Below are 24,231 nucleotides of genomic sequence, written 5' to 3'. Positions count from 1 at the left end.
GTTTTGTCGCATCTCAATATACAATACTACAAAAAGCACTCAATTCGAATTTGTCATTTGTAATCAATTGTAATCAATCTGTAGGGTGAGCTTTATGAATATTGAATTTGTCGCCACATTTTTTTATAAAATTCCCAATCAATATATCAATGTATTTTACGATAATAGTACAGGGGAAGTTTTGTTTATTGCCCGCGAATTGGCTAAGATTTTAGAATATCGTTGCGTGGGAGTATTGCTTCGTAAAAACCCGCTTTTCTCAGAAACATGCCACCAAAAACTCGTTATTGGTTCAGAAATTCGCGATTTAAAAACATACTTACAAAGTATATGTATCGAGCGTTATGCTGTAAGCACAAAGATAATGTTTGTCACTGAATCAGGCTTCCATTTACTTATGGCGTCATCTTGTAAAATTAAAGCCTTTTATATCGGGGAATGGGTATGTAAAACAGTGTTACCACAAGCAAAACCTTGTGAGAAAAATATTTATCTCACTCGTTGGTTAAGTCAAACGTTTTCAACAGAGATTCCACTTATCAAAATCAATAACCGCATAGGTTTTTTTATTGACTCTCTAACAACACATCTTAGAAATTTTCACCATATCGACATTGGCTACGGTCGCTATATAGAGAACATCCATTTACAAAAGATATCAATCGAGCAAAACGAAAATCAATTCATTTTCTATGAAAGCGGTTTATACCGTTATTTGACAGGTACAAATCATCCTTTAGGAAAAATTTTTGCCACAGAATATATGAAAAAGCTCATTCCAAAACTACGGCATTCGCAACTAGAATGGCAAAAATTAAACAAAAATACCTCAAAAAATACCGACCAACCAAAGATTTATCATCGTCCACAAGAACAATTTGGAGAATGGCACCAACAATTGCAAAAAAATATCATTCGCGACAGTGTAGTTGTCAATGCACGATTAGATGGCTTTTTGAAATTTTTTCGCGATTTAATACCACTTTTAGAAGAACGCTTTGCTAATTTACAGCATAGCATTGAAGAGGTAAAATCTGCGGTCTCGCATAATTCACCGATTGTTTCAACAACAAAATGGAAACAACTTGCCATAAGACTTAAGATTTTTCATATAGATAAAGAAACACCACATACTTTATTTGTAAAAGCTTTAGTAAAATATGCGCAAACGGAGGTGTATGAAAAACTTTGCGACATAGTTGCGCAGAAAACGCAAGGGGCTACCGGAGAAAACTGGGTGCAATTAGGAGCATATACTTATCATATATGGCGAAAAGAAAGGCGTGTCGACATTTAGAAGAATAACTAAACATACAATTTAACATTGACTTACATCCTAATCCCAAAAGGCTTTATTCTCGTAAACATAATTCAAGTTGCGACCAATAAAAAATATTAATGTCCAGAGTTTTACAAACGATATGCCTCCTCGATATTCGTGATTCACAGCCGTGAATGATCGTTCGAAACAAGTTTCGCCCTAAATACAACTTTTTCTATTTCCTAAAGGTCGCAACTTAGGTTAACTACTCGTTAGGACTTTTATTCAGCCAAGGTTTAATAAACTCTTTTACTTTATGCGAACCTCGTAATCGCAACGACAGATCCTTATTTGCTTCGGCAAAAATTAATTCAAAAGTAAGAAAATGGCAACATTGCTGTTCAAAAAATACAAATTGTAATAGTTCATTTGCCATTTTTTGAGTACGAGGAAATTGAAAAGCATAACCATCTTCTAATTCTTCTATTTTCGTACATTGTTTGAACAGTTTTTGTAGTTCTCCATCTCGTTGTTGAAGAGCTTCAGAAGATAGGTTACACGAGATCAAATTTTTAGATACTTGTTTTTTCATAGAATAGTTTATTTCTACTTCATTTATATAAAAGAAATAAGTTGAAAATACCCCTACAACAGTTCCTATTATAAAAATCAATGATTTTTTCATTTCTGTTTTTTTCCTAAATGTTCGACAGCTAAACAATCCTTCATAAACCTCTTATCGCATTGTATTAATAACATTTGTAAAAAATCTTTTATTTGCTGTAACGATTCAATTTTTTGTTCTATTTGGGATATTTTTTGTAATCCAACTTCTTGTATGGCGTCACAAGAAGTATTGCCATCAAGATTAATCAAATCAGAGATTTCTCGTAAAGAAAAACCTAATTGTTGCATTTGTTGGATAACAGAAATACGCTGTACATATTCTTCTGTATATTTACGATAACCTGTCAACCGAACAGGAACTGCTAACAGCTGGCGACGCTGGTAATAACGAATGGTTTCGACATTTACATTAGCACGCTTTGCCAATTGACCAATAGTGAAAGTTTCCATAGTGAACCTCCAGCAACTATTCTACAGTCCGTACCATGGTACGGAGTCAAGAGTTTTATATTATAGTTATCTGTCGAATTTTTTATTTCAAAATTATTACCCCCTTAACAAAAGGATACAACCAACAAAAAAGCCTCATCTTTAGATGAGGCTTTTCAAAAACACACTATAAAAATATTACTTACTTTAGTTCACGAAGTTTCTTTATAATTTGCATTTGCTTCGCACTAAGTCCTGCATCCGAAACTGAAATTGATTGTAAATACCCAACCAGTAGCGAAAATTCTTCTTCTGGTAGTGTTGCAATGTTACTTTTATGAAGTAAATATATTTCTTTCATAGATTGGAAAAGTTCATGAATGCCTTCTTGTTTAACGAGCTGTAAATGATTTATAAGTGCAGGTACATTTATGTTCGGGAAAGAAGAATTTACACTTATATAATTCTTTTTTGAGATAAAAAAAACATTATATTTGTAACCAATAGCAATAGTAAAAAATTGCGCACGTTTTTCTACATATGCAACATAATACGTAACTCCACCTCTTTCTGTTATAAGATTATGTGATTCAAGTTCTTTTTTATCTACAGCAAACCTCGGTTGATACTTAATACCATTAAGAACCATGCTTGGGTTGCGTAACAAAAATTCTATTTTTCGTAATTTTTCTGCCTCTACTGCAACAATAAACTGATCACCTTTGACAATAAAATTTTTCTTAATTGTCTTGTATTTATGAATATCAATCTCAACTGAAATTTTAGTGTTTTTTGCGAATTTTTGATCAAAACTATAAATTTTGTTATTTACTAAAACTCTTAACGGCTGTACTAATTGTTCAGTATCTCTATCCAAAATTTGAAAAACTAGTTGGCTATGTTTTTGTGATCTCTTCGATTCAACCATTCTCTCTTTAATTGTATGAACATTAGAAGGAAATATTGTAATTGATTTAGCTTCAGATGCATAACGGGGATGATAAATCTCTAAATCGTAATTTCCTGGCTTTACACTTAGCCCAGTTTTTACTGCGTGAGTAATTTGACCTTTTTTCAAAGTCACAATTTGCTCAGAACTATTTATCCTATCACCGTACATTACTTCTAAAGCAACTGTAACAGGTCGCGAAACAAGCTTTTCAGATAGAACAAAATTTCGGTCATCAGGCCAAACATGAAGTTTGTGTTCGATACCAAAGAAAAATGGTTTTTTAATGGTCATCATATAACTATTCGGTTTGATTTTTGACCCGTTTTCAATTTTAAAAGACTTATCTTCTGAAACTGGCCTCAAAAAAATAGAATAAGAATTATCTTTTGTAACACAGTCAAACTTTATATCAACGTCGAGTGTTCGCTCTAACGTAACTAGCTCACGCTCAAACTCAAACGTTCCTTGACCTTTGTTAATTACTATCGGCTCTTTTACTGGTATATAACCAGGCTGCTTAATTTCCAAAATATAGGCTCCTGGTGTAAAGTTTTGATCGCGCACATCAAGTCCGTTCAATGATATAATCTCTGGATCAATTGGGTCTTCTTTTGGAAAATCACCTGTAATTTTATACTTTACATTGACTTCCCCGTCTTTTTTCTTAAGCTTTACTTGTTTCTGAGATAATTCCATAGATACACTAATATCAAAAGTCTTGTTTGAACTAGCAATTTTTATTTCTTTAAAAATGTGCTTAAAATCTTTTTTAGAAACCAATAAATTGTAATTCCCAGGCGCAAAAAACTTTTGTTTTTTAAGGTCCACACCGTTAAGGAATATAAGATCTGGTTCTACTTCTTGTTTTTTTCCGCTACTCATAGTATAGACAACATAAGAAACTTCAACTTTTTCTTGCTGCGTCTTATTCTCTGGTGCCGAATCTTTTTGTTGTCCAAAAATTCCTATTGAACATACGGCAAATAATGTTAAAATAAAGAGAGTTAATTTTTTCATTTTTTTGTACCCCAAATATTTATTATCTAAAATGCGTACTATACGCGTTTTCAAAAAATGATGTTTCTCTGCTAACCCTACAGCACCAAAAGCAGAAAAAACATCATTGCTTTCTTGTAAAACACGCAACATTGTTTTGGTATAATTTTTGCGTTTCCCTCCTAAGCAATAAACAGCAAGATCGTCGCAAGCTAACTCTCTTTCATTGTATATTTTGCGGTTGATATACCATACTGCTGGATGAAAAAAATAAACAATTTGCAGTAAGATTTGCAACCAATTCACAACTAAATCCCTACGTTTTAGATGCGCTAATTCGTGCAAAATAATAGGCGAAAGTTCGTGTTCTTTCCACGACGTAACTACGTGTTTTGGTAAAATAATTTTAGGAAAAATAATTCCCGTTAAAAATGGTCCATCGGTAACTTTAGGCGATAATAAAACTTCTATATCGCGGTCTATTTTTAATTGTTTCTTACATTCTTCGAGAAGCCGAAGTACTGCTATATCTTTTACTCGCGGATAAATTTTAATCTGTGCAAAAGCGTATACCGCACGCAATACAACAATACTTCCTAGTAATAAAGCAAGTAAACTCCATAGCGAAACAACAATCGTAGATAAAGACCAATTCACCAACACATAGCTAGAGTTGGAGCTTTGTTCTTCTATATTTGCGAAAGAAATACTTTGCAAAGCTGTTTCTTGTGACTGTTCCCAAACGACAGGTAAGCTATTTGGTATATAATAATTATCGCGATCCGTTTGAAAAACATCTCCTGGCAAACACAAGCGCAGAAGAATAATACACCACAACCAGTAACGAAAATTCGCAGAAGTTCGCGAAAAAATCTTACACAGTCCCCAAACAACAATCACTAAAACGCAAATTTGCCAACTAATCATCCACAAATGTTGTAAAATGTTATCTGCTATGGAGTCAAGACTCATTATTCCTCCTCGAATTCATCTATGAGTTGTTTTAAAGAAGAAAGTTCTTTTTTACTAAGTTTTTTCCCCTTTGAAAAATGAGCAAATAAAGGTGTAACTGTATTGTCAAGTACGGTAGAAATAAAGTTGTCAATTGCAGTATTGGTAACCGAGCTTTGTGAAACTGCAGTGATATATAAACAAATATTCGCATCTTTTTCTCTTGTTAGGTATCCTTTTTCAACAAGGCGATCAAGCATTGTTTTCACTGTACGATATTCCCAATCTTTAGATGTCACGGTTTCGTGCACTTCGCGCGCAGAACAACTTTTTTTCTCCCAACACACTTTCATTACCACCCATTCTGTCTGGGATAATTTGGCTAATTTTGTCATGCTTATTCTTTCATTCAAAAATAGTACTACAAGTGTAGTACCAACATCCATAACAAGGTACTACAAACGTAGTACCTTCGTCAAGAAAAAAACTAAAATTTATTTGAGATGGGTTATTATAGCGAACTAAGTGACCTGACAAAAATAGTTACCCGTTGAATGCAGAGCTTTTATTTTCTGGCGCGGCGCGACGAGAGCGCGCAGCCGTAGCTGCGTAAACGAGGAGCAACAAAGCTAGTAAATAAAAGAGTAAAATACCAATGGGTAAATACTTTTGGCGGGTCACTTAATAGCTTGTAAGATCAATTTTGCTTCAAGAAGTGAAGGTATTGTTTACCGTGAGAAAAATGCTCTTCCTTGGTTATTTTGTTAAAATCTTTCCACAGAAATTTATGCTTCGAAAATAACAAGTTTCTATCAAGGTACATTCTTTCTTGGTAAATATTTTTAGTTGCAAAAAATTTACGACGTATGTTTTGTAATGACATCATTTTTTGATTCTCTTGTTTTAAATTTACATTTACATAGTTTGTTTGAATATCGTAAAACATTTCGCTATTTAATTCGTAATCACTGTATCGCTTATTGAGATAGAACTCAATGTGTTCACGTACTAAATCAGTAGACGACTTTTTATAAAAAACCGCAAGAATATATGCAAAAACTTGCTGTTGAGATATTGACCAATTTCCTAAATTAGAAATCTCAGAGGTAGCAATAAGTCGATGCTCTTTTTCTTGAAAGCAAATACAAAGACTAGATTTCTGCTCCTTATTAACAATACTTATATCAATAGATATTGTATTATAAGTACAGCTTATATTTGTGACTTTGAGAGAAAAATCCTTGCAAAAAAGTGGATGTTTTCCTACTACCCATAAAAAATCTCGCTCAACGTAGATTTGCAACTCGCGCTTGATCCCTTTCATTTCTCGCTCTAACGGTAGCGCAGGGTTAAAAGCTTGCTGATTTCCAATATTTTTAGTCTTAATCGTACGCAATTTATCAAATAAATGCGGAATATCTCCAGAATGAAAACCTGGACGTAAAAACTGAACAATTGTCTTTCCTTTTTTACCAATTTTGGCAGGAGAAACAAATTTGCGCCAGTTTTCTTTGTACAATTGCCAATTTTCTTTAAGTTCCCATCCTAAAAACCCAAACAATCCTGTAAATACAAATCCTGTAAACCACGCAAAACTATAAGCAGCGATTGCAGGAAGTATAAAACTCGCAATATCTTGCAAAGTTGTAAGAATCTGTAGATAAGTTTCAGGAAATACGAATAGTAACTTATAAGTAATAGAAACAATGGGAAACTTTAGAGGATTGATTTGCGGTTCTAAGAATAACACAATATACAATGTTATTATGTAAGCAAGAGGAAACCATATTAAGGCTATAAATGCTTTAAAAAATGAAGTAGTGTATTTTGCGCCATAAATCAAACGTAAATAGTCAGAAACAATGTAAGAAGCGTGTTCTATTTTTTCCAATAAGATACGAGATAAATATAATAAAAAAGAAAGAAAGCGTATTAAAAGACCGCGTCCAAGGGCTTGTATAACAAGAGCTATTATCTCTATAAATATATTTTTTATAACAGTGCCCAAACGCGAATTAAAAAAGAGAAAAGCAATAAAAATACAAGCAGCATATACTATTTGGTAATAATAAGTATTACTCCAATGCGAAGGTTTATATAACAAAACTTCTCGATAGAATTGAAAATATAATAACGAAAAAATAGCAAGGCTACCTAGAAATGGTAATAGTATTATTTTTTTTAGTATGGTGGGTATTCTTTGTAGAGTTTTGATGGGAATAGAGCCTACGTATACTAACGGTTTCCAGACAAACTTCTTAAGCCAAGTTCTTGAAAATTCAACATAGAAAAATATTTGTAGTCCTGCACTCGTTGAAAAAACCCACTTTGCAGATATTAAATCAATACCAGGTACAAAAGACTCAAGAAGCATTTGCATAAGAACCATAAGAATGACAGCCCCCCCAAAAGGGAAAAAGAAAAATTTGCAAATAAATCTTCCTGTAGGCGTTCCAAAAAAAATAGAGCTTATAATTTGTAAAAAACGAACATAAATTTCCGCAGGGCGATGAACTCCACGCAGTTTTTTACCTAACAAACGATCTAGTTTTATAAGTTGGTCACCTGTAAATATCTGCTTGGTTTCCAAATTTTCTAGGGTTACACGATTACGGCTTACTAAATCGCGCAGTTTTGCAAAATAACTATAGCCTTCATTAGTCATTACATCGAGATAACCTTGATATACTTTCTCAAAAGCAACTTTTTCTTCCAATGTTTTTTGATGAAAATTTTGTTCAGCCATTGCCGATAAAACAATAGGTCCAATTTGTTCACTAACTTTCTGTTTCGTTTTTTCTAAAGCTTTATGTGTAATATAAACATACCGCTCTAGTGTTTTTTCATCGAGCTCTATTTTTTGAGTCTTTTTGCACGCTGCACGTAAATGTTTTAAACGTCGCATATGACTATTGTACGGTAACCCTGAGATTAACTTTTCTTTTGCAAATGAGAACATCCAACTGCGAACACTAAGTTCGCAAAATTTAGTATTTCCATCGATGTATGCATTTTCCAAATCTAAAAGAATAAATCTTTCTGTACACCATTTTTCGCGACGAATTTTTTTGCTAAGATAGTCTATAAAGTTATGAAAATCTGTGCGATCACGCTCGTCTAAATTAAGATCTTTAATCAGATACTCGCTCACAGGCTTAATATACTCTTCGTATTGTTGTTGCAAATCTTTTTTAATGCGATCAATAACATCCGATTTTGAACAATAAGTAGCGCGTTCTAAAATTGCTTGTGCCTGTCGAAGATTTAAAATCCCACGACCAATATTTCTTTTTTCACTTACCCACAGAAATCGTATGTAATACTTTCGAAAAAGAATTTTATCGAAATAATATTTGGAGCGTAGTGCCCAAGTAAAAGATAATGACAGATTGCGAGTGATAAAGTGTATTAACCAACCAAATAATAAATAGTAAAAAAAATAACCTGTAAAACTACGTATAATCTCATTTGTAAGTTTTGGTTGTTTTATATTGGTGTAGTTAGATAATTGATTAACAAATACCTCAGAAATCTTCCTTGCTTTAAAACGGTAAACGTCCCTCACTACTTTTTCCCGTGATCGCAAGTAAACAACTATTTTCTGCGTGTACAAAGCCTTAGAATAGTTTCGAGGAAAATAAAGGACCATGAGCTGATCAATCGCAAACAGTATTTTTTTTGAAACATAAACTTTTTCACGAATAGCAAGATTACATATATCAGCGAAACAAAGTTCTTCAATTTGTACTATTTGAGAAACAAGAAGTGTAATAAATTTATTGTAATTTTTAGAGACATCTATGCCTTTTTTATTCTCATCAAGAAAAGCTAAATGCGCTAATATATTATTAATAACTTGATCAGGAGAGTTTTTTGAGTGTTTTTCTAAATACGAAAACGAAGCTATTTGTGGTCGACTTTGCTCTAAAAAATTTTCAAAATCTAAATTTATTTTTTGTGCAATTTCAGAAACTACAACTTCGCACTTGCAAAGAGAAGGGAAAGAAGATTTGATTAACTCACGATGAAAATAAAACATTTCAAAATAAAACGATAAAAATTCTTGTAAAACTTCCTTGTCATTGCTCACATCAAATAACCGATTTTCTTGGTACAAAACTGCGCGGATTTCGGCAAAAATGATAGGAGTAAACAAGGACTTAATTTCTACATCAGTCAGATCATTTAAATAAGACGAGCTACGACATTTTATATCTATTTGGGCGTGAAAAATTAAACTCCAAAACTCCCGTGCAAAATAGTGAATACCATGCTTGCGAAGTTTCGATTTTGAAGGAACAGCCACAAGAGTAACATACTCTGTTTCTATTTGCTGATAAAGAATCTTTTCTTTTAGTATGCTATCATAGGTATTGAGTATTCTTACAAAATCTTCTGTCGTTAAACTATAAACATTACTATGTGGGACAGACAAATAAAAAACATTCAACTGCCGGTGCAGACGAATAATACGTCGAATTGTTTGCAAAGATAGAAAAAATAATCCCTGCGTTCCACTTTCAAAATGCGCGACAATATCTTCATGAGATGTCCAGTTTTTTACAGCTGTTTCTTGTCTATCTTGCATAGATGATCACTTTTTCACGCTTTACTGAGAGCTCTGAGATTCAACAGAATAATTGTCTTTAATTTCAATATTTCTTATATCTTTAGTGCATTTTTTACATATCGCCACTTTTTTATCGAGCTGCATTGCTTTCTTCTGCGCTTGCCTCTCAGTCACTGCCTCAACAGTTCCTACATAAGCCGTAGCAGTCATTTCAGCATAGACATCAAACTTTTGTACTGTAAGTTCCTCGATAGTTGTATGTTTTGGCTTGAAATCGGGATAAGAACTACTTGGTAGCCAAGGTAAAGAACGTTCTTGAATAAATCTTTCTGTGAAATTTGGAAAAAATTTTGCAATTCCCTTCCAAACATCCTTTTTGCTTTCTGCATCTATCACTGCATATAGTATTTCCATACTATCAGAATTATAGTTTTCTTGTCGTCCGTACTCAAAAGATGTTTCTACTTCACCATCAGGTGTATACCAAGATACCCAGTAACGTTTTAGTTTTTCTTCCATACGACACCCAAAATTCAATATAATAAGAAATGTCCCAGAGCTGCGTCTCTAATAAAAATCAAAGATATAGTAAAATGCCCGTACTTAAAACCATTTTAAACCGTAAAGCTTACTTTTACAAGAGCCAAATTCATTTAATGATCAACAACAGCTGGCAATCTCTTTCTGTTGTAAATTGAAATTTATATAAGGCTAGCGCCGACTACCATTCAAAGTCCATTTTTTTTGAACCCGAGCCCGCTTACGAGTCCGATCTTCCACAGAGATAGTAAGAGGGACATGTTAGTAATTTATATTTCAAATGAATTTTAGGCACTTTATTTTAGCAACACAACGAATACAAACAATACTCTCCCTCTTCGTCTTTTTCAATTGCCTTTAATTGTAATCCAATTTTTTTCAATACACAAATAGACGCAAAATTATCTTCGTCAACAGTAGCAATTATCTCACGAACGCGATCGCTGTTTCGCGCATAATCAACCAATACCTGAGCTGCTTCCGTTGCAAATCCCTGTCCCCAATATTTTTGATGCAATAAAAACCCAAGCTCTAACACATTCGGTAAATCCGTGCTACTGAGAAAACAATGACCTATGTAATTATCTCCAGAAATAATCGCCCAGCACAGTTCTTCACTAACTAATAATTTGCGGAAAAAATTTTGCGCCTCTTTCAGTGATTTTGCACCATCCATTTTTTCTCGTACAACAGGATCGGTATTTAAGGCCACGAAATTCGTAATATCATCAGAAACATAACGACGCAAACATAAACGTTTTGTTACAAGTTCACTCATCGCAGATTTCCCTTTTTATTCAAAATTTCTTTCACTTCATCAAACGATATAGGACGATAACGTTTGCAAATATTCTCATCGTTAGCATGCCAAAGAGCTACAGCATCAATACCAACATCAATAGATAACGCCAAAGGATCATCAGCAAGAGTAGCATGACTATGACCATACAAATGCCAAGATCCATAGTGACTAGCATTCCAAACGCGTAGCGCATAGTGTAGCAAAATAATTTTTTGATTTTGCCCATTATCTTTAACTTTTAATTCAAAATAATCTTTTACCCATATGCAACGCTTTTCTAAAGCGCGCAAATTGCGATCATGGTTTCCTTTAATCAAATGAATATCACCATTTAACCGCGCGAGAATCTTTTCAATATAATCCTCATTGCCAAAGCTAAAATCTCCAAGATGATAGACTCGGTCTCCTTTACTAACGCAGGTATTCCAATTAGCAATAAGTTGCTCATCATGACGATCAAGACTTTCCGGCGAAAGAGCCATCTTTTTATACTCAGCCTTGTCTTCCTCACTAGCTTCGGGATGTTGCGTAGCCTCATAAATCTTTTGTTCGTTTGCAGAAAAAAAAGGGCGCGCGCAATATTTTATAATATTACCATGCCCAAAATGAGTGTCTGAAGTGAACCATATTTTTTGCATTTTTTTCTCGTAAATAATAAACTAATCATAAATTTAGCTTTGTAAAGAAACTAAATTTTCTCGAATCATATTTAGAACCTCAGTGTTATAACAATTATTTGCATAAGCTTCTGCTTTTTTGAACTGGTCTATAGCTAGTGAAATTTCTTGTCGAATTTTTGCAATATTTCCCATGTTATTGAAAGCTCGGGCAATTTCTAAACTTGCCTTGCACTTTGTCGCAATCTCGTACGCTTCTTGTGAGTGTAGTAAAGAATCATCATATTGTTCAAGTTGCTTAAGTGTTATAGCAGTGTTATTTAAACTATCCGCGAGTTCTTCCTCATATTTATATTCTTCAGCTAACTGCGCTGCTTGTTTAAACATATCTAATGCTTGTTGGTATTTGTTTTGTTTGTGGTAGTTTTTTCCTATATTATTTTTAGTTAGAACAATAACAAAAAAATCACTATTATCTTTTGCTATTTTATAAGCCTCTTCGAATATTACTAACGCTTTAGAGTACAAACCCTGACTTCGATATACAATGCCAAGACCATTAAAAAGCGAAGACAATTCACTATTGTTTTCCAAACTCTTGGCAAGAGCAATACTTTTTTCATAGTAAAGTATGGCATTTTCATATTCTTTTGCAGAGCGGTAAGCACTTGCAATATTAGAGAGAAGTACACAAGTAGAATTTTGATCTCTTAATTCGCGATCTATTTCTTCTGCTTTTTTGTAATAATCGAGTGCCTGTTTATATTGCTCCATTGATTTGTAAGAACTTCCAATATTATTTAAGCTTGTCGCCAATCCTTTTTTGTTACCAATTTCAGAATAAATATTTTTGGCTTTTTGGTTATAGTCTAAAGCTTTACTATAATCTTTTAGGATGTCATAGGTACTACCAATATTGATATATAAACTCGCTAAAGACTTTTTGTCTCCCAGTTCAAGAGCTATATCGTGTGCTTTTTGGTAATACATTAAAGCTTTGTCGTACTGCTTTTGGCGCTTATACACCAAGCCTATATTATTTAAGCGAATAGCTATTCCACGTTTGTTGTTACTATATTCATCTATTTTTTGAGCTTCTTTGTAATATTCAATTGCTTTGATAAAATCTTTTTTTAGATAAGAAATAAATCCCATATTATTTAGCGCAGTAGACCAACTTTTTTTATCTCCCAATGCTCGATTTATTTGTTGGGCTTCTTTATAACAACGCATTGCTTCTTCATAATTACCAAGCTCTTTAAATAAAATCCCAATATTATTCAAACGCGCAGCTAATCCTTTCTTATCCCCTATTTCGCGATCAATATTTTCCGCTTGTTTATAAAATTCTAGTGCTAATTCACCATTACCAAGACTATTGTGCACCATTCCAATATTATTTAAATCTGTCGATAGTCCGCGTTGGTAACCAATCTGCTCGTCAATATTTTTAGCTTTATCGTAATACTCTAAAGCTTTGCTATAATCACCGCGAGTATAATAAATATTTCCTATATTGCTTGCAAGAATTCCAAGTCCTTTGCTATCATTCTGTTCTTCATCGATATCTAAAGCTTCCTCAAATGCTTGTAAAGCTTTGTCATATTCACCTATCGATTCATATGTACTTCCAATGTTATTTAAAGCTGTGCTAAGCTGAGAATTGTTGTTTGTAGTACGACACAAATCAATTTGGTGTTGTTGGCACTGCAAAGCCTTTGAAGTTTGTCCACTGTATGCAAGTAGTGAACCATAAATATTCATTGCTTGTAATTTTTCTAAGTATTCATTTGCCCATTTCTTTAAAAACTCAAGAAGTTTAATATTTTTCTGTTGTTGCCATTCTTGTCTTTGGTCACAGTCGTAATGTTCGCGACTGATTTTATATTTACTATCAGTTATTTCATCAAAAATATCAGGCAATTTACCATGGACAACTTGTGCGCGAGAGCCGTAATGATTTGCTAAAATTTCGACATAAGGATTTACAGGCTCTTGGTAATCTTCATTTTCTAAAAAATTCCAAACAAACCCTTTTGCTTTATCTTTACAACTTAGTAGAGATAGATAATCAAGATCTATTTTTAAATCTGCACCACTATAACCCCAAAAAATAAAGACATAGCGCTCAACAAGTCGCTTAATAACGTTTCTAATTTCGTAAGGCAAACCACGACCTTCTTGCTCTATCGTAGCAATAATCGTTTCTGGAAAACTAATGCATCCGTGTATTTTTAATATATGAGTACAAGACTCTAAATCATCTATTTGCGAAAACTCTTCTAATGTTCGATATGTTTTGTAAGGCACACTCAATTCATCAAAACTATTTTCAATGAATAGATCAAAATTAGTTGTAATGATATAATTCACAAATCCTAATTTGGCCATAAGAGCTAAATATTTATGATTTGCGTTTGGCTCGCCATCTTTGAGAGCACGAAAGCACTCAAAATAACCACCACAATTTTGATAGATCTCAGACGCGACAACTTCAGGAGTTAATCCTTTACCATTTTTGTCCTCAATCATTGGTATAGAAATTAAATCAGAAACAAATTGCTGTAGATATTCATCTTTACTAGCGACAGCTTCTAGAGTGTAATCACGTAGTTTATGCCAGTTAGGTAAACCAGCTGGTGGCTCAAGACTAACACCTGCTCCGCAAAAAACGACAGCTTCTTTATTTTTCAATATTTTTATTAACGCACTATTTTCCTTATCACCAAACATTTTATTTTCTTTCAGTTAAATTTGAGTTTAAATTTATGTATCATTGCAAAATTATACAATACCATAAAACGAAAAAACAATTTTAATGAATATCAAGCCAAGAATAGGAAATTTTAATATGGAAATAAGAAGTTTAATGTTAAAAACATCAAAATTATTAGAACAAAAATATTTTTATCAAAAACGTTTAGGTTTTTCTATTTTAGACGAAACAGAACTCTACTTTACCATTCAAGCCGGAACATCTAAATTATTATTTGAGAAAGACTTAGAGTCGAACCCCAAATACCATTTTGCTTTTAACATACCAGAAAATAAATATTTAGATGCTAAAAAGTGGCTTATAGAAAGAAAAATTGTTATTAAAAAAGAAACATTTTTCGCCGATTGGAATGCTAGTGCTCTTTACTTTAACGATCCTCAAGGAAATATCGTTGAATTTATTGCACGCCACACATTAAAAAATGAGACCCATCAATCATTTTGCAACCAAAATATTCTAAATGTAAGCGAAATAGGAATTCCAATAATAAATGTAAAAGACACTTACTCTTTAATTGCGGAAAAAACAAAAATTCCTCTATGGTTCGGTGTAAATGAAAAAAAAGTAATTTCTAATCAGTTTATAACTATTGGTGATGAGAAAGGACTTTTAATTCTTGTCGCTTGTGGAAGAAAATGGTTTCCCACTGATATAGAAGCGCAAATTTACCCAATGAGTATAATCATTGATCAAGATTTTGAGTCTTTTACAATTCCAAATACACCTTATAAACTAGGTCCTAGAAAAACGGAATTACCATTCTAAATTTCAACGATTAATTTAACCCAAGTTGCGACCTATAAAAGTTATCGTACAGTCTGGTATAATTACTCTTACAAATTCGATGTGCGCGGTTCGAATCTCGTGAGACGCAGTCGTGGCACATGGCATGAAGTAAGGGTAATGCAATGAATTTTAATCATGAAAAATTAGATGTATATCAAGTATCACTAGAATATACAAAAGAAACATTTAATGTGATGGAGAAAATGCCATCAGGTTACAGCTATTTAAAGGATTAGCTAAAAGAGCATCGCTTTGAGTCCCTCTTAATATAGCAGAAGGCAATGCCAAATTTAGCAAAAAAGAGAAAGCAAGGTTTTTCTCTATAGCAAGAGCATCAGCAAATGAATGTAGTGCAGTATTCGATGTTGCCAAGATAGCCCAAATAATAGACTCAAAAGAAAAAGAGAAAATCAAAAAACTACTCTATAGAATAATTTGTATGCTTTCAAAGTTAATAGTCTAATTTTCGCACATGGAATATCGATCCACGACCACGAACCTCAAAAATCGAATTGCACACATCGTTTTTTTATACTGTTATAACGACTCTTCTCTTAAAGTAGGAAAAACAAGAAGGAGAAAGTCATGGAAAAAGAAATTATAATTGTTTTCTGTATATGTGATGAGATAACACAAGCACTCAAGATTGTAGAAGATCCTCAAGTTAAAATGACTAATTCAGAAATTATGACAACAGCATTAGTTTCTATGCTCTACTTTTCTGGCAACTTTGTGTTCTCAAACAATTTCAATTAGATATCCCTGAAAACTCTTTTGTTTTTGCTGATAAATTTACAATGATTACTCTTTCGAAGATATTGTTTCTGAAGCTCTTAATGTCTCTATCTTACCTCAGAGAAAGAAAAATTCTAAAAGGGCTTTTTCCGGAGCTACTGAGTTTATTCAAAAGGTTACCCGTAAAAGGATTGAAACTACTTTTAGTCAGATCACTTCTTTTTTTCCAAAGAAAATTCATGCTGTTACCTCTTATGGATTTGAGCTAAAAGTTGTCCTTTTTGTTCTCGCTTTCACTTTTTCTTGTTATTTTTAGGTCGCAACTTAAGTTAATTTAGCATCTAAAATCGAAGTTGTATGTTTTCAGTTCCTATTGATATGTTAGCTCTCTAAAGAAAGCTAACATATCAATAAGAGCTGATGTGAGGGGATCAAATACTATTATTTATTTTCTACGTTTCATATTCGATCAAGAATAAACTAATTCTAATACATCCCAACAAAATAACCACTTTTCGAAATAGTCACCGATAAACGACCATTCTCATCACAACAGACAGTTCGATTATTTTCCCAAGATTGGAGCTTTGTATTTGGTAAAACATTCACTTTTTTCAAATCGATGTTTATGCGACATTCTTCTCCGCGATTTAAAGCTACAATAATGACTTTCTTCTCCAAAAAACGCGCATAGCAATAAACGTCATTCTTAACATAAATTGTTTTTATTCCGCCTTTTTGTAATACTTGCGAATCTTTGCGTAAGGCAATAATTTTTTGATAGAATTCGAGCATATCTAAATCCTGGTTATCCCACAACATAGGTAACCTAGAACTCTCACAACTACTACCTCCTGCAAGCCCAATTTCTTCACCATAGTAAATAGCTGGAACTCCTGGATAGGTAAATAAAAATATTGCTGCCAACTTTTGAAGTTTTCGGCAGGGAAGTAAAAAAGATAGACGTGGAATATCGTGACTGTTAAGTAGGTTGTATTGATTTAGTACAACTTGCCAGCTAATCGCGGCGCGAAAAGTACACAGCTGTTTATCTAGGTTCTCGCTAGAGAAACCTTCTACCAACCACTTGCGTACGGGAAAAGTAAATCCTTGGTAGTTCATTGCTGCATCTAGAGCATTTCCTTGAAGAAGATCACTTGCGTCGAAAAAGTGTTCACCTAGAATATAAGAATCAGGGAATCGGTCTTTAATTGCTTTGCGCAATTCTTGCCAAACGGTCAAGTAATCTTCGCATCCAGGACTTCGCCCTAGCATATTTGCAGCATCAATTCGCCATCCGTCTATGGAGTATGGTTCTTGCAACCAGTACTGCATAATAGAGTTTGTACTACGATAAATCATGTCGCGTAATTTATTGCATGCGTAGTTAAACTTGGGTAGTGTGTCTACTCCTTGCCACGAATGATAGTTGTGCGGATGTCTTTTAAAGCAATAAAACGATGCGTATTCACTTTTTTGTGACTGATAAGCCCCTACCTCATCGTAGTATTTTGCTTTATTAAACCAGCGACAAGCCATTCCACTATGATTAAAAACTCCGTCGAGTACCACCTTAATATTATTTTGTTGTAAGCGTTTTGATAGAATCGCAAAAGAACTATTGTCCCCAAAGACAGGATCAATTTTAAAATAATCTTGTACATCGTAACGGTGATTCGAAGGTGAGTGAAAAACAGGATTAAAATACAGGGCATTTATCCCTAATTCTTGTAAGTAAGGAATTTTATTAAAAATGCCTGAAATATTACCGCCAAAAAAATCCATACAGTACGTTTCTTGGTACTCTCCTGGTTTTTCGTGCCATTTTTTCAGAGTAGGTTTTCGATTTAAGTATGTATAGTTAGGTAATTTAGGTTCTAATCCGCATGCGAACCGATCGGGGAAAATTTGGTAGAATATGCTTTTCTGTAACCACTTAGGAGACGCAAGACCGGTGATAATGCGAAAATCATAAATATCTAGTGGTGTTGTACACTCAGTTCCTGATTGATTATACCAATAGCGGTGACCTCCCGCTTCTAGTAAAAATCTATATGTAAAAACTTTGTTGTGTATGTATTCTTCTGTGCGATAGTATATAAATATGTCATCTTCTTTATCTACCACCATCTCTTTTAAAATCTCTTCTCCTTCTGGAGAACTGCGCAATAACACCCGATGTACAGGATTTTCTCGATACAAACGCAGTTTTATAACAACTTTTTCACTTTTGCAAGGAGACACAGGGATAACAAAGTCTTCTGTTCCATCGCTATAAATACTTTCTAGCCAATTCATTACTTTTCTTCTTTTTCTACAAGTAAACCATCTTTTACCAATCTTTTACGAATAACCGATGTCCACTTTGCATAGCCATCAGCATTCATATGAAGCATATCTTTTACAAAAATGGATTTATCAATCTTATTATTTTGTAACATCACTGCCGAAATATCAATATAGCCTAAATTCTTATGGCCATCTACAACACTATTCTCTTTGCAATATTCTGCTATTTTTTGATTAGCTTGTACCATTTTAGGCCAAATATTTTTCCGAGAAGGTGAGGGCTTCATCGAAACATAGTATATAAGAGTTTTTGGTAAATGTTTACGCACGTGAATAACAAATTTTTTGAAGTCCTCGATAGGCACTTCTACCGCTTTTTTTGCCGCAATATCATTCTCCCCACAATAAAAAACAATGGCTTTTGGTTTATACAAGGTAACAATACGATCGACAAAATAAACAACATCAGAAGTCTGAGAACCTCCAAAACCACGATTAATCGTTGCGATTTCGGGAAAGTCATCTTTCAAAGATCCCCACAGACGAATACTGGAACTGCCTACAAATAACACGGCATTTTGCGGAGGAAAACTCTTTTTATCCTTCGCTTCAAATTGCTGAATAGTTTTTTCATAGTAATTGTCTTGAGCAAATCCAGTAGTCATAAAAATAACGATAAAAACTATTATAATAATTTTCATTTTCGCTCTCCAAATTTTGTAGAATACATGTTGTCAAACAACTAATTGTGATTCATAATATATCAAAAGATTATACACGCTTGTATTACTTAATATTTACTATGGAGATAAAAATGAAAAAATCAATAGTATTTTTACTAGGTATTCTGTTGGTGGGTCTTATTACAAGTGGCTGCCGCAGAAGAGTTGTTTATGTAAAAGAAACACGCACAACTCACTATCCTCCACAGCATCAGCAACATCAACAGCATCATGATTATGACCAAACCTATGATAATCACAACGACTACAATGATGGTCAATGCTACGAAGATACAACGCAAGAAATCCATGTCTACACCGCTCCACCAAGAGTTAGAGCAGAAAGACGCAGACCAAGAAGGCCAGGACGTAGGCACGTATGGATTTCTGGCCGCTGGCACTGGAACGGACATCGTTATGTATGGATTTCTGGTCGCTGGAGCAGAATTCGTCGTGGTCATCGCGCTTGGGTTGGTGGACATTGGAATCGCAGAGGTAGAGGTTGGATCTGGGTACGCGGTTATTGGAGATAAAAGGACAAAGAATTGGGAATTGAGTATTCCCAATTCCTTATCCTTTTAGTAAGTTCGATTACTTACTAGAACGAGAGTTCAATTGAGCCATAATATCCTGCTTCCCTTGTTCAATAAGTGCTTGAAAGTCTTCTAAGTCAAGCTCCCATTTGTCACCAGAAGGAGGATAGATTTCCAAAGAAAACGTTCCTTTTTTAAAAGATAAAATGCCAAATAAACTATCTCCGCATGAAAACTCAGCGATAACATTATTTCGCGCCATTTGCTTTATAATAACAGTTGTTTTTCTTGCCATGATTTTTCCTCTATGATAATAGGGATATTCCCTAGGTAAAAGACGAGAGATTAAAATTCTTTACAATACGCCTTTACACTTCATCCCAATAAAGATCTACCTCTTCCGCTTGCATTTCTATACGTAAAATATTCTTTTCGCAGGTGACGCTAACTTGTCCTTCTAGACGCGAAGGAGCATTTACATTTAAAATTTCAATCACACACAGTTCATCAACAAAATTTTCACGCTCAATATGCAATTTTTTGCCATCATATGTCGTTTTTATACATTTAATCTTTCCATCAATTTCACCATCGCCGGAGTCACAATACACATGTCCGCTTGCAGTATCATTTAAAACAAGACGCCAGGTCAATTCTGGCCAATAAGCGTCACTCGTATGTTGTTTATGAACAGTAAACGGAATAATTGTTGTAACATTCTGAAAAATAGGTATATTCTCCAAAGGCGTTTCAACAGCTAAATGTTGTGGACCTTCAAATATTTTTCCACTAAATATATTTTGCCATTTTCCTTCAGGGAAATAAACGAGACGATGACTTTGTTGCGGACGCACAACAGGAGCAACAAGCAAACCTTTTCCACACAAAAATTGATCATTAATAGTATATGTATTATCATCTTGTGGATACTCAAAAAACAGCGGTCGCATGATAGGCATCCCCGATAAATGAGCTTCGTTTACTAATGTATAGAGATAAGGCAACAATGCATAACGAAAATTAACAGCTTTGCGCACAACATCTAAATATTTCTCACCAAAACCCCATGCTTCCTGACGGCGACTATTTTTGCCAGAATGATTTCTCATAAACGGATAAAAGGCACCTAACCACGTCCATCGCGATAACATCTCGCCATCACAATTACCCGAAAAACCACCAATATCAGCTCCAACAAACGGTATTCCTGATACTCCCATATTCAAAATCATTGGAATTGACATCTCTAGATGTTCCCAAAAACTTCCATTGTCTCCCGTCCACACAAAAGCATATTTTTGAATTCCAGCAAAACCACTGCGTGTAAGAATAAATGGTCTTTTTTGTGGAATATTCTTTTTTAAACCATCAAAAGTTGCTTTGCACATCATATGCCCATATATATTATGAACTTCTGCATGCCAATACTCACCTTGCTTCGTTCCCACAGGAAGTGATTTCCCTGGTAATTTAAATGCTGCTGGCTCATTCATATCATTCCAAATACCAGAAATTCCGGCATCGCGATAAACTTTCAACCACTCCCCCCACCACTTACGAACATTTTCCTGAACAAAATCAGGCCACACAGCTGGAGCAGGCCAAACCTCACCAACAAATTCTTCATCGCGTCTGTTTTTGATATACATTCCCTCTTTGTGCCCACTTTCGTAGACCTCATAACCAGGTTCTTTTTTTACTCCAGGGTCGACAATTGTAACAGTACGGATATTCATTTGTTGCAATTCATCGGTCATTTTTTTAGGATTAGGAAAACGATGAGGAGAAAAAGTAAAAACTTTATAACCATCCATGTAATCAATATCAAGCCACATAGCCTCAAGTGGCACTTCGCGTTTACGATACTCTTTTGCAACGGCCATTATGCATTTCTCATCAGGATAACTCCAACGACATTGATGAAAACCCAAAGACCATAGTGGCGGCATAAAAGAACGACCAACAAGTTCCGTGTATTTTGATACAACTTGCTGTGGATTTGGGCCAGGAATCAAGTATAGATCAAAAGTAGGTCCAGTAGTACTGATAAAACTTTTTTGAGGTTGACTAAATGCCAAGTCGTAATTGGTTTTCCACGTTTCGTCTAAATAAAGAGCACAAAAATTACCATTTGTATTAGATACTAAAAAAGGATGAGCTTGGTAAAGAGGATCAGTATTAGGAACATGTTTTGAAATATCAGTATTCCAATTTTGCCACGTACGTCCCTTTTTGTTCAAAAAACCCGTTCTTTCTCCTAGGCCATAATAAAAGCGTTCAGGAATCTCATTAATGGACAGAGTGTAACCACTTCCCATAGGCAGTCCATCGTTAATCTCAGCAAATGGGTTTCCATCTCCTGTTGCTAAATCTATCATTTCTTCTGCATCTTTAGAATTGTGAGCATCTAATCGCGAAACTTTAAAATCTTGCCATTCCCAAGAGAAAGGGTTTTTATTTATTTTAAGTGAGGGAGCACTTTCTGCAGAAACAACAATGTAATCTTCATTATCTTGACATTTAAAAGAATTTTCTTTTTTTTCTACTGTCCAACTTCCTTTATGAACATCCTCTAAGCGATGCCACACAAATATGCGCCACACATTTTCATTTACAAGCTCAACAACTCCTTGAAAATAATCACCGTGTAGCAAAACGCAATTTTCAGAAACCGATACATTTGAGAAATAGACTTCGTGCATTGTTTTTCCTTTAAATAATCTAGGCAATAATTCGCTATTGTTTATATAAGTTCTTGTAGCAGAGAACCCACAGGGAATTGCATTCAATGATTGATATCAACGTTACCATTTTCGTAATTTAATATTTTACCCCTTTTATCAAGAATATCAGTAGGCGTAACATACTCTTTAGCAACTAGTTCGTTAAGATCGTGTGGTAAACGATTTTCTTTTTCCTTAAATTCATGAATAACATGTTCTAAAAATTCAATTTTCGAGTTTTTTGCTCTCGTGACTTTCTGTGAATTAGAGGGATTATAAATACTAAAAACCACCACACCACAAGTACACGCAAAAGCAATGAGCGAGACAACTAATATAAAAACATATCCTTTTAATTGACAATGTCTCATTAAACATTCCTTTCTGGAAAAATGTCCATGTCTACGAGGGCATGTCGACATTTAGAAAACGAGATAAAAGCAAGAGTGTGTCATCTAGTAGTAACGAATGATTAAGGTTTATGATTATAAGTGATATAATGCAAACGAAAATAACGACACAACTCCCTTTAAAAGAGACGTCTCGCGAGATTCTACTTTTACAGAACCTCGTGATAATAACTATTTTTATTTAAATCATGCCCCAACGTGCTCTAATTCGATTATTTTACATGTTATTTTTAACTAGCACAACAATTTTTGATATCACTTTAATATTTTAAGTAAGTATTCCTCTACTTCTTCACTACTATAGTCGTAAAGAGCCAATTCTTTAACTAGAAACCGTATAAAAATAATATTATCCTCTACCAACCACCTCTGGAAATTTGATCCTGTCAATTTCAGAAACACTTTCCAGTGTTTTTCTTCTAGTGTGTCAATAACACTTTGCGGAAAATTTGCTTTTTTATAGCGACCAATTTCAGCATCAATAAATCCCTTAAAGTAATAAACTTCTCTTTGTAGGTTTGCCATACGGCGCTGGGTATACATAGCTAAATTACGTTCGTAAGAAACACGTCGCTTTTTTATTTCTACATCTATTTTTTTTACTTCAAGCAGCGCCTCTTTTGATTCTCCGCTAGCTTTTTCCTTCGCCGCAAGATATTTTCTTGCAAATCCGTCTAATCGCTCATTCCGACTACTTCTCACTATTTCTTCTGCTTTAATTTGTTTAGTCAATAATTCTAAAATCCAGGTTTTTTCATCATCGCTAAACTCATATTCATTGAGTACTTGAAAAGTATGTGTCAAATTATGAGTACGTGTTTTAATACTCTCTTCTAGTTTAAAAGCAACTTCACGCTTACGAATATTTTTATCAATGTTTTCTTTCTTTTCACCAATGACTTGCAAACAGTCGTTCACTGCTTGCCAATATTCTTTTGCTACTCTCTCTCGCTCTTCTTGATAAATTTTCTGGAGTGCGTGAAACAAAGTATGTCCCATCGCTACCCCACGACGACGCAACATGTCTTCCGGTGTACCTTGTTTTTTAATTTCAACAAACGCATCTTTTATTTTCTTTGACTCTGAATCAACTAGCTCTTTTCTTTTTTCTTTCAACTCCGCATTTATTTTTGCAACATTACTATTAATCGCTGCTAAAATCACTTGTATTTTTTTTTGCTGTTCTACGCTTGCGTTTTCTTGCCATTTTGAAAATTCATTTTCAAGTTTAGAATTAAAATCTTCTGTAAATTTCTTATGTAGTGTATTCGCTTTTTGTTCATTCGCCTGCAACTGTTCTTCAATAGATATTTCTGCAAAAATAACGGTGAGAAGAACAAATATAATAGATAGCCATTTCATGGCAATACTCCTTACAATCCAGTATAATTTAAGTAATTTATTCAGTTGGATAATTAAGTGACAACAAATGCCAATAGGTAAAAACTTTCGGCCAGTCACTTATTTTCGCCAGTCACCTACATTTTGCATCTAGGACATGTAAAAAAAAAG

At 34.1% G+C, this 24,231-nt stretch carries 20 protein-coding genes; 5 read left to right on the top strand and 15 right to left on the bottom strand.

Annotation, left to right across the window (positions count from 1 at the left end; translation table 11 throughout):
• Window positions 1–94: 94 nt before the first annotated feature.
• A complete protein-coding gene (locus UABHE_RS33670) occupies window positions 95–1,297 on the top strand; it encodes a BRO family protein (protein ID WP_372367876.1) in 1,203 nt (400 codons plus the stop codon).
• Window positions 1,298–1,526: 229 nt separating this feature from the next.
• On the opposite strand, the gene UABHE_RS33665 is transcribed toward UABHE_RS33670, so the two are convergent.
• The 9 genes from UABHE_RS33665 to UABHE_RS33625 all read right to left on the bottom strand — a co-directional run bounded on the left by UABHE_RS33665 (window position 1,527) and on the right by UABHE_RS33625 (window position 14,478).
• On the bottom strand, window positions 1,527–1,946 hold the full coding sequence (locus UABHE_RS33665) for a hypothetical protein (protein ID WP_372367875.1): 420 nt from the start codon (window positions 1,944–1,946) through the stop codon (window positions 1,527–1,529).
• Window positions 1,943–2,338 carry a MerR family transcriptional regulator gene (locus UABHE_RS33660; RefSeq protein ID WP_372367874.1) on the bottom strand — a complete coding sequence of 132 codons (396 nt, stop codon included), beginning with the start codon at window positions 2,336–2,338 and terminating at the stop codon, window positions 1,943–1,945. Before UABHE_RS33660 ends, UABHE_RS33665 begins: the two co-directional genes overlap by 4 nt.
• Before the next feature lie 181 nt (window positions 2,339–2,519).
• A complete protein-coding gene (locus UABHE_RS33655; protein ID WP_372367873.1) occupies window positions 2,520–5,237 on the bottom strand; it encodes a M56 family metallopeptidase in 2,718 nt (905 codons plus the stop codon).
• Entirely contained in the window at window positions 5,237–5,611 is a 375-nt protein-coding gene (locus UABHE_RS33650) for a BlaI/MecI/CopY family transcriptional regulator (RefSeq protein WP_372367872.1), read from the bottom strand. The genes UABHE_RS33655 and UABHE_RS33650 overlap by 1 nt, the downstream gene beginning before the upstream one ends.
• A gap of 302 nt (window positions 5,612–5,913) precedes the next feature.
• Complete coding sequence (locus tag UABHE_RS33645) at window positions 5,914–9,804, bottom strand: hypothetical protein (protein WP_372367871.1); 3,891 nt, start codon at window positions 9,802–9,804, stop codon at window positions 5,914–5,916.
• Window positions 9,805–9,825: 21 nt separating this feature from the next.
• The gene (locus UABHE_RS33640; protein WP_372367870.1) at window positions 9,826–10,305 is read right to left on the bottom strand and encodes a hypothetical protein; all 480 of its coding nucleotides are present in this window, start codon (window positions 10,303–10,305) and stop codon (window positions 9,826–9,828) included.
• A gap of 322 nt (window positions 10,306–10,627) precedes the next feature.
• Complete coding sequence (locus UABHE_RS33635; RefSeq protein WP_372367869.1) at window positions 10,628–11,104, bottom strand: GNAT family N-acetyltransferase; 477 nt, start codon at window positions 11,102–11,104, stop codon at window positions 10,628–10,630.
• A complete protein-coding gene (locus UABHE_RS33630) occupies window positions 11,101–11,766 on the bottom strand; it encodes a phosphoesterase (protein WP_372367868.1) in 666 nt (221 codons plus the stop codon). Before UABHE_RS33630 ends, UABHE_RS33635 begins: the two co-directional genes overlap by 4 nt.
• Before the next feature lie 33 nt (window positions 11,767–11,799).
• The gene (locus UABHE_RS33625) at window positions 11,800–14,478 is read right to left on the bottom strand and encodes a tetratricopeptide repeat protein (protein ID WP_372367867.1); all 2,679 of its coding nucleotides are present in this window, start codon (window positions 14,476–14,478) and stop codon (window positions 11,800–11,802) included.
• A 118-nt stretch (window positions 14,479–14,596) separates the two neighbouring features.
• On the opposite strand from UABHE_RS33625, the gene UABHE_RS33620 reads away from it, so the two are divergent.
• From UABHE_RS33620 to UABHE_RS33610, 3 genes are all read left to right on the top strand, one after another.
• On the top strand, window positions 14,597–15,286 hold the full coding sequence (locus UABHE_RS33620; RefSeq protein WP_372367866.1) for a VOC family protein: 690 nt from the start codon (window positions 14,597–14,599) through the stop codon (window positions 15,284–15,286).
• A 289-nt stretch (window positions 15,287–15,575) separates the two neighbouring features.
• The gene (locus UABHE_RS33615) at window positions 15,576–15,770 is read left to right on the top strand and encodes a four helix bundle protein (protein ID WP_372371558.1); all 195 of its coding nucleotides are present in this window, start codon (window positions 15,576–15,578) and stop codon (window positions 15,768–15,770) included.
• 122 nt (window positions 15,771–15,892) lie between these two features.
• A complete protein-coding gene (locus tag UABHE_RS33610) occupies window positions 15,893–16,063 on the top strand; it encodes a hypothetical protein (protein WP_372367865.1) in 171 nt (56 codons plus the stop codon).
• A 465-nt stretch (window positions 16,064–16,528) separates the two neighbouring features.
• Here UABHE_RS33610 and UABHE_RS33605 read toward each other — a convergent pair whose 3' ends face one another.
• Together UABHE_RS33605 and UABHE_RS33600 are read right to left on the bottom strand one after the other, a co-directional pair.
• Window positions 16,529–18,340, bottom strand: coding sequence for an alpha amylase N-terminal ig-like domain-containing protein (locus UABHE_RS33605; RefSeq protein WP_372367864.1), 1,812 nt, complete (start codon window positions 18,338–18,340; stop codon window positions 16,529–16,531).
• Window positions 18,340–19,032, bottom strand: a complete 693-nt coding sequence (locus UABHE_RS33600; RefSeq protein WP_372367863.1) for a GDSL-type esterase/lipase family protein — start codon at window positions 19,030–19,032, stop codon at window positions 18,340–18,342. Before UABHE_RS33600 ends, UABHE_RS33605 begins: the two co-directional genes overlap by 1 nt.
• 113 nt (window positions 19,033–19,145) lie before the next feature.
• Between UABHE_RS33600 and UABHE_RS33595 the strand changes: the two genes are divergently transcribed.
• Entirely contained in the window at window positions 19,146–19,586 is a 441-nt protein-coding gene (locus UABHE_RS33595) for a hypothetical protein (RefSeq protein WP_372367862.1), read from the top strand.
• 58 nt (window positions 19,587–19,644) lie between these two features.
• On the opposite strand, the gene UABHE_RS33590 is transcribed toward UABHE_RS33595, so the two are convergent.
• The 4 genes from UABHE_RS33590 to UABHE_RS33575 form a co-directional block, all read right to left on the bottom strand.
• Entirely contained in the window at window positions 19,645–19,881 is a 237-nt protein-coding gene (locus UABHE_RS33590) for a hypothetical protein (protein ID WP_372367861.1), read from the bottom strand.
• 73 nt (window positions 19,882–19,954) lie between these two features.
• Window positions 19,955–22,288: a glycoside hydrolase family 31 protein gene (locus tag UABHE_RS33585; RefSeq protein ID WP_372367860.1), complete on the bottom strand. Its 2,334-nt coding sequence runs from the start codon at window positions 22,286–22,288 to the stop codon at window positions 19,955–19,957.
• An 83-nt stretch (window positions 22,289–22,371) separates the two neighbouring features.
• Window positions 22,372–22,680: a hypothetical protein gene (locus tag UABHE_RS33580; RefSeq protein WP_372367859.1), complete on the bottom strand. Its 309-nt coding sequence runs from the start codon at window positions 22,678–22,680 to the stop codon at window positions 22,372–22,374.
• Between the two features lie 294 nt (window positions 22,681–22,974).
• On the bottom strand, window positions 22,975–24,081 hold the full coding sequence (locus UABHE_RS33575) for a hypothetical protein (protein ID WP_372367858.1): 1,107 nt from the start codon (window positions 24,079–24,081) through the stop codon (window positions 22,975–22,977).
• Window positions 24,082–24,231: the final 150 nt, after the last annotated feature.

Origin of the sequence: Candidatus Uabimicrobium helgolandensis, assembly GCF_041508025.1 — a bacterium.
Taxonomy (GTDB): Bacteria; Planctomycetota; Uabimicrobiia; order Uabimicrobiales; family Uabimicrobiaceae; genus Uabimicrobium; species Uabimicrobium helgolandensis.
This window is presented reverse-complemented; position numbering and strand designations above follow the sequence as displayed.

What these genes read in the sequence shown, in the direction of transcription:
- UABHE_RS33670 (WP_372367876.1), top strand. Translation starts at nt 95, where the DNA reads ATGAATATTGAATTTGTCGCCACATTTTTTTATAAAATTCCCAATCAA.
- UABHE_RS33665 (WP_372367875.1), bottom strand. Translation starts at nt 1,946, where the DNA reads ATGAAAAAATCATTGATTTTTATAATAGGAACTGTTGTAGGGGTATTT.
- UABHE_RS33660 (WP_372367874.1), bottom strand. Translation starts at nt 2,338, where the DNA reads ATGGAAACTTTCACTATTGGTCAATTGGCAAAGCGTGCTAATGTAAAT.
- UABHE_RS33655 (WP_372367873.1), bottom strand. Translation starts at nt 5,237, where the DNA reads ATGAGTCTTGACTCCATAGCAGATAACATTTTACAACATTTGTGGATG.
- UABHE_RS33650 (WP_372367872.1), bottom strand. Translation starts at nt 5,611, where the DNA reads ATGACAAAATTAGCCAAATTATCCCAGACAGAATGGGTGGTAATGAAA.
- UABHE_RS33645 (WP_372367871.1), bottom strand. Translation starts at nt 9,804, where the DNA reads ATGCAAGATAGACAAGAAACAGCTGTAAAAAACTGGACATCTCATGAA.
- UABHE_RS33640 (WP_372367870.1), bottom strand. Translation starts at nt 10,305, where the DNA reads ATGGAAGAAAAACTAAAACGTTACTGGGTATCTTGGTATACACCTGAT.
- UABHE_RS33635 (WP_372367869.1), bottom strand. Translation starts at nt 11,104, where the DNA reads ATGAGTGAACTTGTAACAAAACGTTTATGTTTGCGTCGTTATGTTTCT.
- UABHE_RS33630 (WP_372367868.1), bottom strand. Translation starts at nt 11,766, where the DNA reads ATGCAAAAAATATGGTTCACTTCAGACACTCATTTTGGGCATGGTAAT.
- UABHE_RS33625 (WP_372367867.1), bottom strand. Translation starts at nt 14,478, where the DNA reads ATGTTTGGTGATAAGGAAAATAGTGCGTTAATAAAAATATTGAAAAAT.
- UABHE_RS33620 (WP_372367866.1), top strand. Translation starts at nt 14,597, where the DNA reads ATGGAAATAAGAAGTTTAATGTTAAAAACATCAAAATTATTAGAACAA.
- UABHE_RS33610 (WP_372367865.1), top strand. Translation starts at nt 15,893, where the DNA reads ATGGAAAAAGAAATTATAATTGTTTTCTGTATATGTGATGAGATAACA.
- UABHE_RS33605 (WP_372367864.1), bottom strand. Translation starts at nt 18,340, where the DNA reads ATGAATTGGCTAGAAAGTATTTATAGCGATGGAACAGAAGACTTTGTT.
- UABHE_RS33600 (WP_372367863.1), bottom strand. Translation starts at nt 19,032, where the DNA reads ATGAAAATTATTATAATAGTTTTTATCGTTATTTTTATGACTACTGGA.
- UABHE_RS33595 (WP_372367862.1), top strand. Translation starts at nt 19,146, where the DNA reads ATGAAAAAATCAATAGTATTTTTACTAGGTATTCTGTTGGTGGGTCTT.
- UABHE_RS33590 (WP_372367861.1), bottom strand. Translation starts at nt 19,881, where the DNA reads ATGGCAAGAAAAACAACTGTTATTATAAAGCAAATGGCGCGAAATAAT.
- UABHE_RS33585 (WP_372367860.1), bottom strand. Translation starts at nt 22,288, where the DNA reads ATGCACGAAGTCTATTTCTCAAATGTATCGGTTTCTGAAAATTGCGTT.
- UABHE_RS33580 (WP_372367859.1), bottom strand. Translation starts at nt 22,680, where the DNA reads ATGAGACATTGTCAATTAAAAGGATATGTTTTTATATTAGTTGTCTCG.
- UABHE_RS33575 (WP_372367858.1), bottom strand. Translation starts at nt 24,081, where the DNA reads ATGAAATGGCTATCTATTATATTTGTTCTTCTCACCGTTATTTTTGCA.